The organism is Streptomyces sp. NPDC091682 (genome assembly GCF_044756625.1).
GTDB lineage: Bacteria > Actinomycetota > Actinomycetes > Streptomycetales > Streptomycetaceae > Streptomyces.
Genome location: NZ_JBIVTH010000032.1, coordinates 1 through 13,021, shown reverse-complemented (window position 1 = coordinate 13,021; position 13,021 = coordinate 1). Strand labels below are relative to the sequence as shown.

Annotated in this window: 14 protein-coding genes; 8 read left to right on the top strand and 6 right to left on the bottom strand. The window is 71.3% G+C overall.

Annotated features, from left to right (window positions below):
- Positions 1-226: 226 nt before the first annotated feature.
- From ACIQK6_RS39435 to ACIQK6_RS39415, 5 genes are all read left to right on the top strand, one after another.
- Entirely contained in the window at positions 227-388 is a 162-nt protein-coding gene (locus ACIQK6_RS39435) for a DUF4177 domain-containing protein (RefSeq protein WP_007264966.1), read from the top strand.
- Entirely contained in the window at positions 385-855 is a 471-nt protein-coding gene (locus ACIQK6_RS39430) for a RidA family protein (RefSeq protein WP_329099906.1), read from the top strand. The genes ACIQK6_RS39435 and ACIQK6_RS39430 overlap by 4 nt, the downstream gene beginning before the upstream one ends.
- 210 nt (positions 856-1,065) lie before the next feature.
- Positions 1,066-2,019, top strand: coding sequence for an NUDIX hydrolase (locus ACIQK6_RS39425; protein WP_402697261.1), 954 nt, complete (start codon positions 1,066-1,068; stop codon positions 2,017-2,019).
- Positions 2,016-2,861, top strand: coding sequence for an MBL fold metallo-hydrolase (locus ACIQK6_RS39420; RefSeq protein ID WP_329099904.1), 846 nt, complete (start codon positions 2,016-2,018; stop codon positions 2,859-2,861). The genes ACIQK6_RS39425 and ACIQK6_RS39420 overlap by 4 nt, the downstream gene beginning before the upstream one ends.
- Positions 2,858-3,157: a hypothetical protein gene (locus tag ACIQK6_RS39415; RefSeq protein WP_402697259.1), complete on the top strand. Its 300-nt coding sequence runs from the start codon at positions 2,858-2,860 to the stop codon at positions 3,155-3,157. The genes ACIQK6_RS39420 and ACIQK6_RS39415 overlap by 4 nt, the downstream gene beginning before the upstream one ends.
- Before the next feature lie 28 nt (positions 3,158-3,185).
- Here ACIQK6_RS39415 and ACIQK6_RS39410 read toward each other — a convergent pair whose 3' ends face one another.
- Positions 3,186-3,992, bottom strand: coding sequence for a nucleotidyltransferase domain-containing protein (locus ACIQK6_RS39410; RefSeq protein ID WP_329099900.1), 807 nt, complete (start codon positions 3,990-3,992; stop codon positions 3,186-3,188).
- A gap of 198 nt (positions 3,993-4,190) precedes the next feature.
- Entirely contained in the window at positions 4,191-4,865 is a 675-nt protein-coding gene (locus ACIQK6_RS39405; protein ID WP_003981529.1) for a Crp/Fnr family transcriptional regulator, read from the bottom strand.
- Between the two features lie 269 nt (positions 4,866-5,134).
- Here ACIQK6_RS39405 and nth point away from each other — a divergent pair, with 269 nt between their 5' ends.
- From nth to ACIQK6_RS39390, 3 genes are all read left to right on the top strand, one after another.
- Positions 5,135-5,983, top strand: a complete 849-nt coding sequence (gene nth / locus ACIQK6_RS39400) for an endonuclease III (protein WP_329099899.1) — start codon at positions 5,135-5,137, stop codon at positions 5,981-5,983.
- Positions 5,984-6,182: 199 nt separating this feature from the next.
- On the top strand, positions 6,183-6,905 hold the full coding sequence (locus tag ACIQK6_RS39395; protein WP_329099898.1) for a CoA pyrophosphatase: 723 nt from the start codon (positions 6,183-6,185) through the stop codon (positions 6,903-6,905).
- A gap of 13 nt (positions 6,906-6,918) precedes the next feature.
- Positions 6,919-8,121 (top strand): MarP family serine protease, encoded by a 1,203-nt coding sequence (locus ACIQK6_RS39390; RefSeq protein WP_329099897.1) that lies wholly within the window; start codon positions 6,919-6,921, stop codon positions 8,119-8,121.
- A 380-nt stretch (positions 8,122-8,501) separates the two neighbouring features.
- Here ACIQK6_RS39390 and ACIQK6_RS39385 read toward each other — a convergent pair whose 3' ends face one another.
- From ACIQK6_RS39385 to acs, 4 genes are all read right to left on the bottom strand, one after another.
- Positions 8,502-9,461, bottom strand: a complete 960-nt coding sequence (locus ACIQK6_RS39385; RefSeq protein WP_329099896.1) for an alpha/beta hydrolase — start codon at positions 9,459-9,461, stop codon at positions 8,502-8,504.
- Positions 9,458-9,916, bottom strand: coding sequence for a phage holin family protein (locus ACIQK6_RS39380; RefSeq protein ID WP_329099894.1), 459 nt, complete (start codon positions 9,914-9,916; stop codon positions 9,458-9,460). Before ACIQK6_RS39380 ends, ACIQK6_RS39385 begins: the two co-directional genes overlap by 4 nt.
- A gap of 60 nt (positions 9,917-9,976) precedes the next feature.
- Complete coding sequence (nhaA, locus tag ACIQK6_RS39375) at positions 9,977-11,410, bottom strand: Na+/H+ antiporter NhaA (RefSeq protein WP_329099893.1); 1,434 nt, start codon at positions 11,408-11,410, stop codon at positions 9,977-9,979.
- Positions 11,411-11,653: 243 nt separating this feature from the next.
- Positions 11,654-13,021, bottom strand: a 1,368-nt coding sequence (acs, locus tag ACIQK6_RS39370) for an acetate--CoA ligase (protein WP_402697254.1), incomplete at its 5' end; no start/stop codon positions are given.

The following is a 13,021-nucleotide window of genomic DNA, read 5'->3' as shown; positions in this document are numbered from 1 at the left end:
TTCCTCGGGTTCGACTCCGGTGGTGCCGGGTGGTTCTGCCGGAGTGTTCGGGGGTGAGCTCCGTTACGTTCGACCCGGCTCGGTCCGGTCCGGGTCCCGTTCGGGCCCCGTTCGGGCCTCGCCCGGGCCCCGGCCGGGTCGGTGCCGCGCCTGCCCGGGTGAGGTGTCCGACCGGCGGTTCCGGGGGCGGCGTGCGCCCCGCGTTCCAGGCACTACCCTCGCTCCCATGACCAAGAAGTTCGAATATGCGACGGTCCCGCTGCTGGTTCACGCCACCAAGCAGATCCTGGACACCTGGGGCGAGGACGGCTGGGAGCTCGTCCAGGTCGTGCCCGGCCCGAACAACCCCGAGCAGCTCGTGGCCTACCTCAAGCGGGAGAAGGCATGAGCGCCGTAGAGGCGAAGCTGGCCGAGCTCGGCCTGACGCTCCCGGGCGTCGTCCCGCCGCTGGCCGCGTACCAGCCCGCCGTGCGGTCGGGCTCGTACGTCTTCACCGCGGGCCAGCTCCCGATGGTCAAGGGCAGCATGCCGATCACCGGCAAGGTCGGTGCCGAGGTCTCGCCGGAGCAGGCCAAGGAGCTGGCGGCGGTCTGCGCGCTGAACGCCCTGGCCGCCGTCAAGTCCGTCGTCGGTGACCTCGACAAGATCGCGCGTGTCGTGAAGGTCGTCGGCTTCATCGCCTCCGCCCCCGACTTCACGGCCCAGCCGGGCGTGCTGAACGGTGCGAGCGAGCTGCTGGGCGAGGTCCTCGGCGACAAGGGCGTTCACGCCCGCAGCGCGGTCGGCGTGGCGGTCCTGCCGCTCGACGCCCCGGTCGAGGTCGAGATCCAGGTGGAGCTGGTCGCCGGAGCCTGACCCCTCGGGGTGGGTTCCGCCGGGACGGGCCGAATCGCGCACCGCGTGCTTCCCGGTCCGTCCCGCCTGCTTCACGGTCCGTCCCCGGTCCGTTCCGGGTGCTTTCCCAGGGCCGGATCACCGGTGCCGGCTGCGCGTGTCGGTCACCGTGTCCGCCACCCGTGACGGGGGACCCTCGAACATCGGGCCGGATGGTCGTAGCATCCGGCCATGTCGAATGGTCAGCATGGTCAGCAGCAGGCCCCCGCCGGAGGCCAGTGGTACCCGCCGGAGTGGCCCGACCGCATCCGCGCGCTCGCGGACGGCTCGCTCGTCCCGGTGGAGCCGCGGCGCGCCGCCACCGTGATGCTCCTGCGCGACACCCCCGACGGCCCCGCCGTGCACATGCTGCGCAGGCGGGCCTCCATGGCCTTCGCCGGGGGCGCGTACGCCTATCCGGGCGGCGGGGTCGATCCTCGCGACGAGGAGCACCAGGTCGGCTGGGCGGGCCCCTCACAGGAGGATTGGGCGGCCCGGCTGGGGACCGACCCCCGTACCGCCCAGGCCATCGTCTGCGGTGCCGTACGGGAGACCTTCGAGGAGGCGGGCGTCCTGCTCGCCGGGCAGACCCCGGACGAGATCGTCGGTGACACCACCGGCGACGACTGGGAGGCCGACCGGCAGGCCCTCGTGGCGCGGGAGCTGTCCTTCGCGGAGTTCCTCGACCGTCGCGGCCTGCGGCTGCGCTCCGACCTGCTGGGGGCCTGGGCCCGCTGGATCACTCCCGAGTTCGAGCCGCGCCGTTACGACACCTGGTTCTTCGTCGCCGCCCTCCCCGAGGGCCAGCGCACCCGCAACGCCTCGACCGAGGCCGACCGGACCGTGTGGATCCGCCCGGCTGACGCGGCCGCCGGATACGACAAGGGCGAGCTGCTGATGATGCCGCCGACCATCTCCACGCTGCGGTCGCTGGAGCCGTACGGGAGCGCGGGGCGCGCGCTCGCCGCCGCGGCCGAGCAGGACCTCGCCCCGGTGCTGGCCCGGGCCACGCTGGAGGACGGCGAGGTGGTGCTCAGCTGGCCGGGGCACGACGAGTTCACCAAGCGCGTCCGCACCGCAGGTCCCGCGGACCCCGCAGCTCCCGCAGGCCCCGCCGATCCCGCAGCTCCCGGAGGCACCACATGACCGACGCCGCCGCACTGCCCGGACAGCCCCGCGGAGTCGTCACCTCCGGGCCCGCGACCGCCCGCGCGGTGAACGTCCTGGCTCCCAACGCCTCCGCGATGACCCTCGACGGCACCAACACCTGGCTGGTGTCCGAGCCCGGATCCGACCTCGCCGTCGTGATCGATCCCGGTCCGCTGGACGACGCGCACCTGCGGGCGGTCATCGCCACCGCCGAGCAGGCGGGCAAGCGGATCGCCCTCACCCTGCTCACCCACGGTCACGCGGACCACGCCGAGGGCGCGGGCCGTTTCGCCGAGCTCACCCGTACGAAGGTCCGCGCCCTGGACCCGGCACTGCGCCTCGGCGACGAGGGCCTGGCCGCGGGGGACGTGATCCGGACCGGTGGGCTGGAGCTGCGCGTGGTGCCGACCCCCGGCCACACCAGCGACTCGCTCTGCTTCCACCTGCCCGCCGACCGGGCCGTGCTGACCGGCGACACCATCCTGGGCCGCGGCACCACCGTCGTCGTCCACCCCGACGGTCGTCTCGGCGACTACCTGGACTCCCTGCGCCGCCTGCGCTCGCTGACCGTGGACGACGGGGTGCACACGGTCCTGCCGGGCCACGGGCCGGTCCTGGAGGACGCACAGGGCGCCGTCGAGTTCTACCTGGCCCACCGCGCGCACCGGCTCGCCCAGGTCGAGACCGCCGTCGAGAACGGCTGCCTGACCCCGGAGGCGGTCGTCGCCCAGGTCTACGCGGACGTGGACCGCTCCCTGTGGCCGGCCGCGGAATGGTCCGTTCGGGCGCAGCTGGAGTACCTTCAAGATCACGGACTGATCCCGGGAGGGCCCGAATGAACACCGTGTTCTTGCTGGTGGTGTTGGTCGCGACGGCGGGATGGATCACCTCGACGGTGACCCTCCGGGTGCAGAGCCTCCAGCACAAGGCCGACCGCATTGAGCGCCGGTTGGCCCTGGTGCTGGACCACTTCGGCATCGAGGAACCGGAGCCGGCCGGGATGGACGAGGTACGGGCCCACCTGAGGGCCGACCGGCACATCTCGGCGATCAAGGAGTACCGACGGATCACCGGCGCGGGCCTGGCGGAGGCCAAGCTGGCCGTCGACGCCCTCGCCGCGGCCGAGAAGGCCTGAGCCGGCCCGGGGCCGACGTTCCCGGCGCTCAGCCCCGGTGCGGCGGCCTCGTCCCGTGCCGGGCCGTGTACTCGTCCGCCAGCCACGGCCCGAGGTCCTCGACGTAGTTGCGCAGCACCTCCGGGTCCGCGACGGGATCCAGTGCGACGGCGGCCGCGGCCTCCACCTGCGCCGCGCGTTCCGGGTAGTACATGCCGAAGATCTCCGCGGACTCGCCGAGGTCGCTGGTCCAGCCGCTCCACCGCGGCATGACCAGCGTGAAGGCGGTGCGCACCAGGTGCCGGGAGAAGCAGCGGCTCAGCTTCCGGTACTCCTGAGGGGTCGAAGCCTCCCGCACCCGCGTCCGCCACGCGGGCAGTAGGTCGGCCAGGTCGCCGTTGGTCTCGCGCGCCAGCAGGCTGTCCGGCCGGTAGCGCGGCAGGTGCTCGGCCAGGTCCGCGCCGAGCAGCGGTGTGCACAGGCAGGCGAGGAACCAGCCCAGGTCGAAGCGTTCCGCCTCGCTCAGCACGGCGACCTTGTCCCGGAGCAGGATGCCGACCCCGTCGGCCTCCGGGAAGTCCTCGTCGAGCCCGCGGGCGAGCACCTCGGCGGTGTCCCGGTCCTCCTCGGAGGGCTCGTGGTGCAGTACGAGCAGCAGGTTCAGGTCCGACCGCCCGGGCCGGGCCGTCCCGCGCGGCACTGACCCGTAGAGGTAAGCGCTGTGCAGCCGTCGGCCGTACGCCTCGCCGGTCCGGGCCCGCGCGGCCGCAACGAGGCCCTTGAACTCGCCCTGCACCCGACCGAGGGACCCCTCCCGCTCGAAGTACCCGTACGCGTCCATCCCTCTGTGCTCCATGGCTCCACTGTGCCCGGCCGGCCGCCCGGGGCGGCGGACCGAACGCTGACCGAACGCCGTGCGTCGGCCGGACCGCCGCGCAGGCCCCGGACCGCCGCGCAGGCCCCGGACCGCTCCGCAGGCACTGTCGGGCCCGGGGAAACGCGAAGGGGCCCGTGCCCGGTCGGGCAGGACCCCTTCGAACGGCTGTGGCCGGCGTCAGCGGGAGCGCTTCGCGAGGCGCTCCACGTCCAGCAGGATGACCGCACGCGCCTCCAGGCGCAGCCAGCCGCGACCCGCGAAGTCGGCCAGGGCCTTGTTCACGGTCTCGCGCGAGGCGCCGACGAGCTGGGCGAGCTCCTCCTGCGTGAGGTCGTGCACGACGTGGATGCCCTCCTCCGACTGCACGCCGAAGCGGCGCGACAGGTCGAGGAGCGCCCGCGCCACACGGCCGGGAACGTCGGAGAAGACCAGGTCGGACATCTGGTCGTTGGTCTTGCGTAGGCGGCGGGCGACGGCGCGCAGCAGCGCGGTCGCGACCTCGGGCCGGGCGTTGAGCCAGGGCTGGAGGTCACCGTGGCCGAGGCCGAGGAGCTTGACCTCGGTCAGCGCGGTGGCGGTGGCGGTGCGCGGGCCCGGGTCGAAGAGCGACAGCTCGCCGATCAGCTCGCCGGGGCCGAGGACGGCCAGCATGTTCTCGCGGCCGTCGGGGGAGGTGCGGTGGAGCTTCACCTTGCCCTCGGTCACGACATACAGCCGGTCGCCGGGGTCGCCCTCGTGGAACAGGGCGTCACCGCGTGCGAGGGTCACCTCGCCCATGGAGGCGCGGAGCTCCGCGGCCTGCTCGTCATCGAGCGCCGCGAAGAGCGGGGCGCGCCGCAGAACGTCGTCCACGAGTCTCTCTCCTATGTCGACCAGCTCAGGGGACCGTGCTCCCCATTTTGCCGGACGGCTCAAACAGTGCGATCAATCACAAGGATGCCGGACGGACGGGCGTGCTGTGCGGCGAGAGGCCAATCGGAGTGGTGTTACCTGAGGTCCGGGCGGGTGTCAGCGGCCGGCCTTAGGCTGGCCGGGTGTCCAATAAGCCGGTGAGAGCACAGGCCAAGGGGTCCGCCGGAGTGACGGAGCCCCAAAATTCTGCCGTGGGCGAACATGTCCCAGTGAAGACGCCCGGGAGGGCCGCGGCCACCCCTCAGGGCAAAGTTTCGGCCAAGAAACCGAAGTCGGTCAAACGGGAATCGCACCTGGCCATGGTGCGCAGGGCGCGGCGCATCAACCGCGAGCTGGCCGAGATCTATCCGTACGCCCATCCGGAGCTCGACTTCCGCAATCCGTTCGAGCTGCTCGTCGCGACGGTGCTGTCCGCCCAGACCACCGACCTGCGGGTGAACCAGACGACCCCGGCCCTCTTCGCGGCCTACCCGACCCCCGAGGACATGGCCGCGGCCGCCCCCGAGGATCTGGAGGAGCTGATCCGGCCGACCGGGTTCTTCCGGGCCAAGTCGAAGTCCCTGCTCGGGCTGTCGCAGGCCCTGCGGGACGACTTCGGCGGGGAAGTGCCGGGCCGGATCGAGGACCTGGTGAAGCTGCCCGGAGTGGGCCGCAAGACCGCCAACGTGGTCCTCGGCAATGCGTTCGGTGTGCCCGGGATCACGGTGGACACCCATTTCGGCCGACTGGTGCGCCGCTGGAAGCTGACCGAGCAGGAGGATCCGGAAAAGGTCGAGGCGGAGATCTGCGCGATCTTCCCGAAGAACGAGTGGACGATGCTCTCGCACCGGGTCGTCTTCCACGGCCGCCGCATCTGCCACTCGCGCAAGCCCGCCTGCGGAGCCTGCCCGATCGCCCCGCTCTGCCCGGCGTACGGGGAGGGCGAGACGGATCCGGAGAAGGCGAAGAAGCTGCTCAAGTACGAGAAGGGCGGCCAGCCGGGCCAGCGGCTCACCCCGCCCCCGGACTACCCGGGCCTTCCGGCGCCGCCGCTGGGAGGGGCCGTGGCGGCGCCCTAGCGGGCCTCCGGAGGACGGCGGGGCGGGGGGCGAACAGGGGGCGGACGGGGGTCGGACGGCGGACGGGCGGGGACGGGGGCGCAGGGGTGCGGGGGCGTGAAAGCCTGCGGACTTGGGGACTTAGGAACGAATCGGTACCCGAACCGCGTTTGCGGTGTGGGAGACGGCGCTGGACAGGACAACGCGGACAGGGGTGCCTATGACGCGCGGTACACCGGACGAGACCGGAATCAGGGTGGAAGCCCGCCGGGGCGACGGCCCGGCGGTGACCACCGACGGCCTGCCGGACTGGCTCGACCCCGTCGTCGAGGCGGCCCGGTCCGTCCAGCCGGGGCAGTTGAGCCGCTTCCTGCCGCCCGAAGACGGTCGCGGGCGGCAGTCCGCCGTGCTCGTCCTCTTCGGGGAGGGCGCCAGCGGCCCCGAGCTGCTCCTGATGGAGCGTGCCGGCACCCTGCGCTCGCACGCGGGCCAGCCGTCCTTCCCCGGCGGCGCGCTGGACCCCGAGGACGGTGATCCGCACACCACCGGCCCGCTGCTTGCCGCACTGCGCGAAGCCCAGGAGGAGACCGGACTGGATCCTTCCGGTGTTCAGCTCTTCGGCGTTCTGCCCCGCCTCTACATCCCGGTCAGCAAGTTCGTCGTGACCCCGGTCCTCGGCTGGTGGCGCGATCCCAGCCCGGTCGGAGCCGTGGACCTCGCCGAGACGGCGCGGGTCTTCACGGTTCCCGTGGCCGATCTCACGAACCCCGAACACCGGGTCACGACCGTCCATCCGAGCGGCCACTTGGGACCGGGATTCACCGTGGAATCGGCTCTGGTCTGGGGTTTCACCGCCGGAGTGATCGACAGGATCCTGCACTTCGCGGGCTGGGAGCGTCCGTGGGACCGCTCACGACAGGTCCCGCTCGACTGGCGCGCATGAGACGGTGGCCCACGTGAACGTGCTGGACATCCTGTTGCTGCTCGCCGCCGTATGGTTCGCGATCGTCGGCTACCGCCAGGGGTTCGTCGTCGGCATCCTGTCGGTGATCGGCTTCCTCGGCGGTGGTCTCGTCGCCGTGTCCCTGCTCCCGCTGATCTGGGACCGGGTGACGGACAACGGCACCCAGGTATCCACCACGGTCGTCGTGATCTCCGTGGTCGTGATCATCATCTGCGCCTCGATCGGCCAGGCCCTGACCACCCATCTCGGGAGCAGACTCCGCCGCAAGATCACCTGGTCGCCGGCGCGCGCGCTCGACGCGACCGGCGGCGCCCTGGTCAACGTGGTCGCGATGCTGCTCGTGGCATGGCTGATCGGGCTGTTGGTCGCCCAGACCGCGCTGCCCAGCGTGGGCAAGGAGGTCCGCAACTCCAAGGTCCTCCTCGGCGTGTCACGGGTGCTGCCGGAGCAGGCGAACACCTGGTTCTCGGACTTCAGCTCCACCCTCGCGCGCAACGGCTTCCCCCAGGTGTTCAGCCCGTTCTCCAACGAGCCCATCACCGAGGTGCAGGCGCCCGATCCGACGCTCGTCAGCAGCCCCGTCGCCGACGTCGCGAAGCGCTCGATCGTTAAGGTCGTCGGTACCGCGCCCAGCTGCAGCAAGGTGCTGGAGGGCACGGGCTTCGTTTTCGCACCCGGCAAGGTGATGACCAACGCGCACGTCGTCGGCGGGGTCAGCGAGCCGACCGTCCAGATCGGCGGCGAGGGCAGGCTGTACGACGCCAAGGTCGTGCTCTACGACTGGGCGCGCGACATCGCCGTCCTGGACGTGCCGAAGCTGAAGGCTCCGGTGCTGGAGTTCTCGGAGAGGGACGCGGCGAGCGGCAACGACGCGATCGTCGCCGGCTTCCCGGAGAACGGCGGGTACGACGTCCGGTCGGCCCGGGTCCGCGGGCGGATCAACGCCAACGGCCCGGACATCTACCACCGGGGTACGGTCCGACGGGACGTCTACTCGCTGTTCGCGACGGTCCGCCAGGGCAACTCCGGCGGACCGCTGCTCACGCCCGACGGCAAGGTGTACGGAGTCGTCTTCGCGAAGTCCCTCGACGACCCCAACACCGGTTACGTGCTGACGGCGGACGAGATCCGCGACGACATCCGGGTCGGCAAGGACGCAGTGCGCCGCGTCGACACCCAGGGCTGCGCGCTCTGAGGCGCCGCTCCCGCCGGGTCCCTACGTCCGTGGATGGCGCAGGCGCGCGGAGACCCAGCGGGCCCGTCGGCGCAGGATGAGCGGAATCCCGAGGCGGGGGTCGTGGCCGTGTCGGCCGGCCCTCTCGTGGGTGCCCGGCGTAGCTGCCGAGCGGCGTTCGTGCGCGGTGTCACCGTAGTCGTGCGTCCAGCTCATACTCCGTGCTCTGCCCGTGGCCCAAGGTCCGTAATCCCGTCAGGGGCGGCCAATTGGCCTATGCGCCAGGCAATTGAATGCTCGTAAGGCGAGCGCGCGATCGAACTCCCGCCCCTTGCAGGGACGGTCGCCGGGTCCGCGGCCGTCAGCGTCCGTTCGGCAGTGGGAACGGACCGGTCGTTTCGTCAGCGGTCCGGCTCGGGGTCCTTGAGCCAGTTCACCAGCTCGGACGAGAAGGCGACCGGGTCCTCCTCGTGCGGGAAGTGCCCGAGCCCGTCGAACAGCCTCCACCGGTAGGGGGCTTCGACGTACTCGCCGGAACCGGCCGCACTGCGCGTGCGCATCACCGGGTCGAGCGAACCGTGCAGGTGCAGCGTCGGCACCCGCACCGGACGCTTCATCCGCCGGTTGAACTGGATCCCGTCGGGCCGGGCCATCGACCGCATCATCCAGCGGTACGGCTCGATCGAGCAGTGCGCGGTGGACGGGATGCACATGGCCCGCCGGTACACGGCCAGGTCCTCGTCCTCGGGCGGCCGAGGCCCCGACCAGTCCCGGATCAGCTCCCCTACGAGCGCCCCGCCGTCGGCGACGAGCTGCCGCTCGGGAACGAACGGCCGCTGGAAGCCCCAGATGTGTGAACTGGCCCGGGTCTGACCGAAGTCCGACAGCATCGCCGAGCGCCAGCGGCGCGGATGCGGCATGGAGGAGACCACGAGCCGGCGCACCAGCTTGGGCCGCATCACGGCGGCCGTCCAGGCGAGGTACCCGCCCAGGTCGTGTCCGACGAGCGCGGCGTCCGGCTCGCCGAGGGACCGTACGACCCCGGTGATGTCGAGCGCCAGGTTGGCGGGGTCGTATCCGCGCGGGGTGCGGTCGCTGCCGCCGACCCCGCGCAGGTCCATCGCGACCGCCCGGTACCCGGCGTCGGCGAGCGCGGTCATCTGGTGCCGCCAGGTCCACCAGAACTGCGGGAAGCCGTGCAGCAGCAGCACCAGCGGCCCGTCACCGAGCTCGGCGACGTGGAAGCGGGCGCCGTTCGCTGCGACGTCCCGGTGCGTCACCGCCTGCCCGTCGGGGAGGTCGAGCCGTACCGCCGTGGCAGCTGTGGGAGGAACGCTGGAGTCCGGCGTGGGCGCTGTCATGAGGACGAGCGTGCCACACCCACAGCCTTGTCACTCACCGGCCGCGGGTGCGGCTTGACGGTCCCGACCAGCGCGGCGGTCTGCTTGACGGCCTCGATGGTCTTCACCGGCGGCTTCACCTTCTTGAACTTGACGTAGGCGAGCAGCCCGACCACGCCCGCGAGCAGCCAGAACACCCCGGCGACGATGAGGAAGCACCACGCGAGCCCGAGCCCGGAGGTGTGAATCCAGTAAGCCAGGGCGAAGCTCAGCATCGGCACGGAGGCGAGCACGAACACCCCGGCGGCGATCGCGGCACCGCTGCCGATGCCCGCGCGCCTGACGTCCTGCTTGATCTCCACCTTGGCGAGGGCGATTTCGTCGTGCACCAGTGCGGACATCTCGGCGGTGGCCGAGGCGACCAGCTGGCCGAGTGTGAGCTCGGCTCCCTGCGCCTCTTGGTCCACTGCGCTCATCGCTCTCTCCCTCTGTCGTCTGCTGCCGGTCGGCGCGGCTGTCCTGCGTCGTCAGTCAGATCATGCCGGACGGTCGCCGTCGGTGGTGGACCCGGCCGTGGTTTGGAGCGGGGTGGCGGCCCCGTTCTCGGCCTTGCGGCGGTGTTCCGCGGCCCGGTCCTCGTAGATCTTGGCCATCCGCAGGTGGTACGCGGGGTTGTGCTCCTCGTAGATGTCCGGGATGCCGTCGTGGTCTTCGTCGCGCTCCTCGGCCTCGGTGAGCGCCCGGTACGTACGGTTGCGGAGCTTGAGCATGACGCACGCGACCACGGCGGCGATCAGGGAGCCGATCAGGACGGCCGCCTTGACCTCGTCGGTGAGGACCGAGTCGCCGGCGAAGGCGAGTTCGCCGATCAGGAGGGAGACGGTGAAGCCGATGCCGGCGAGCGTGGCCACGGCAACCACGTCCGGCCAGGCGAGGTCCTCGTTCAGCTCGGCCTTGGTGAAGCGGGCGGCCAGCCAGGTGCCACAGAAAATGCCCAGCGCCTTGCCGATGACCAGGCCGAGCACCACGCCGAGGGTCTCGGGCCGGGTGAAGACCTGGGCGATGGCCTTGTCGGAGAGGGAGACGCCGGCGGAGAAGAGGGCGAAGAGCGGCACGGCGAGACCGGCCGACACGGGCCGGACCAGGTGCTCGATGCGCTCACCGGGGGACTGCCGTTCGCCCTCCTGACGGGTGCAGCGGAGCATCAGTCCCATGGCGACGCCGGCGATGGTGGCGTGGACGCCGCTGTTGTACATCAGGCCCCAGATGACCAGGGCGAGCGGAACGTAGACGTACCAGCCGTGGACACCGCGGCGGAGCAGGAACCAGAAGAGGGCGAGGCCCACGAACGCGCCGCCGAGCGCGAGGAAGTCGATCTCGCTGGTGAAGAACACCGCGATGATCAGGATGGCGAAGAGGTCGTCGACGACCGCGAGGGTCAGCAGGAAGGCGCGCAGGGCCGACGGCAGCGAGGTGCCGATGACGGCGAGGACGGCCAGCGCGAAGGCGATGTCGGTGGCGGTCGGGACGGCCCAGCCGGCGGTGGAGCCGTCGCCCAGCACGTTGACGAGTACGTAGATCACGGCGGGTACGGCCATGCCGCACAGGGCGGCGATCACCGGGAGCGCGGCCGCCCTGGCATCGCGCAGATCACCCGCGACGAGCTCGCGCTTGAGCTCGATGCCGGCAACGAAGAAGAAGATGGCGAGGAGTCCGTCGGCCGCCCAGTGCTGGAGCGAGAGGTCCAGGCCGAGGGAGGCGGGGCCGATGTGGAAGGACCGGACGCTGTCGTAGCTCTCCGAGACGGCGGGGATGTTCGCCCACAGGAGGGCGGCGATCGCGGCCACGAGCAGCAGCACACCGCCGACGGTCTCGGCACGCAGGGCGTCGCCGACGAAGCGGAGCTCGGGCAGTGAGAGACGGCCGAGCAGCTTGGGGCTCTTGTGGTCGGTGGGGCTGGGCGCGGCCACGAGGGGACACCTCCGGGGGGCGGTTGGACGGCATGGCTGAACTCATTGCCGACCAGACTTCCCGGCGCACCCTGTGGTCTTTCTTTACGCTTTGAATATTTTACAGGGTGCACGCGAGGACGTATCCGGTGATCGTCACTTTAAGTGCGAAAGGGGCACCCTGCGCGGCGCGCCGGGTGCCCCTTTCGGTGTGTTGGTGAGTCGGTGGGTCGAGGTGTCTCAGTGCGCCCCGGGCGGTGTGCCTCAGTCCTCGCTGCCGGCGGCCGGGAGCTTGCTCTGAATCAGGTCCATGACCGAGGAGTCGGCGAGCGTGGTGACGTCACCGACCGCGCGGTTCTCCGCCACGTCGCGCAGCAGACGGCGCATGATCTTGCCCGAGCGCGTCTTCGGCAGCTCCTGGACCGGCAGGATCCGCTTGGGCTTGGCGATCGGACCCAGCGTGCTGCCCACGTGGTTGCGCAGGTCCGCGACCAGGTGCTCGGTCTCGGAGGCGCTGCCGCGCAGGATGACGAAGGCGACGATGGCCTGCCCGGTGGTCTCGTCGTTGGCGCCGACCACGGCGGCCTCGGCGACCGAGGGGTGCGAGACGAGGGCCGACTCGACCTCGGTGGTCGAGATGTTGTGGCCGGACACCAGCATCACGTCGTCGACCCGGCCGAGCAGCCAGATGTCGCCGTCGTCGTCCTTCTTGGCGCCGTCACCCGCGAAGTACTTGCCCTCGAAGCGCGACCAGTAGGTGTCGATGAACCGCTGGTCGTCGCCCCAGATGGTGCGCAGCATCGACGGCCACGGCTCGGTGAGGACCAGGTAGCCGCCCCCGCCGTTGGGGACCTCGTGCGCCTCGTCGTCCACGACGGTGGCGGAGATTCCGGGCAGGGCGCGCTGAGCGGAGCCCGGCTTGGTGGCGGTGACGCCCGGCAGCGGGGAGATCATCATCGCGCCGGTCTCGGTCTGCCACCAGGTGTCCACGATCGGGCAGCGGTCGCCACCGATGTGCTTGCGGTACCAGATCCAGGCCTCGGGGTTGATCGGCTCGCCGACCGAGCCCAGCACGCGCAGGCTCGACAGGTCGAACTTCGCGGGGATGTCGTCGCCCCACTTCATGAACGTGCGGATGGCCGTGGGCGCCGTGTAGAGGATGGTGACGCCGTACTTCTGGACGACCTCCCAGAACCGGCCCTGGTGCGGGGTGTCCGGGGTGCCCTCGTACATGACCTGGGTGGCGCCGTTGGCGAGCGGCCCGTAGACGATGTAGGAGTGCCCGGTCACCCAGCCGATGTCGGCGGTGCACCAGTAGACGTCGGTCTCCGGCTTCAGGTCGAAGACCGCGTGGTGGGTGTACGCGGCCTGCGTGAGGTAGCCGCCGGAGGTGTGCAGGATGCCCTTCGGCTTACCCGTGGTCCCCGAGGTGTAGAGGATGAAGAGCGGGTGCTCGGCATCGAACGGCTGCGGGGTGTGCTCGGCGGACTGCCGGCCGACCACGTCGTGCCACCAGAGGTCGCGGCCCTCGGCGAACGCGGTGTCCTGGCCGGTGCGGCGTACGACGAGCACGTGCTCGACCTGCGGACACTTGGCGACGGCCTCGTCGATGGCGGGCTTCAAGGCGGTGGG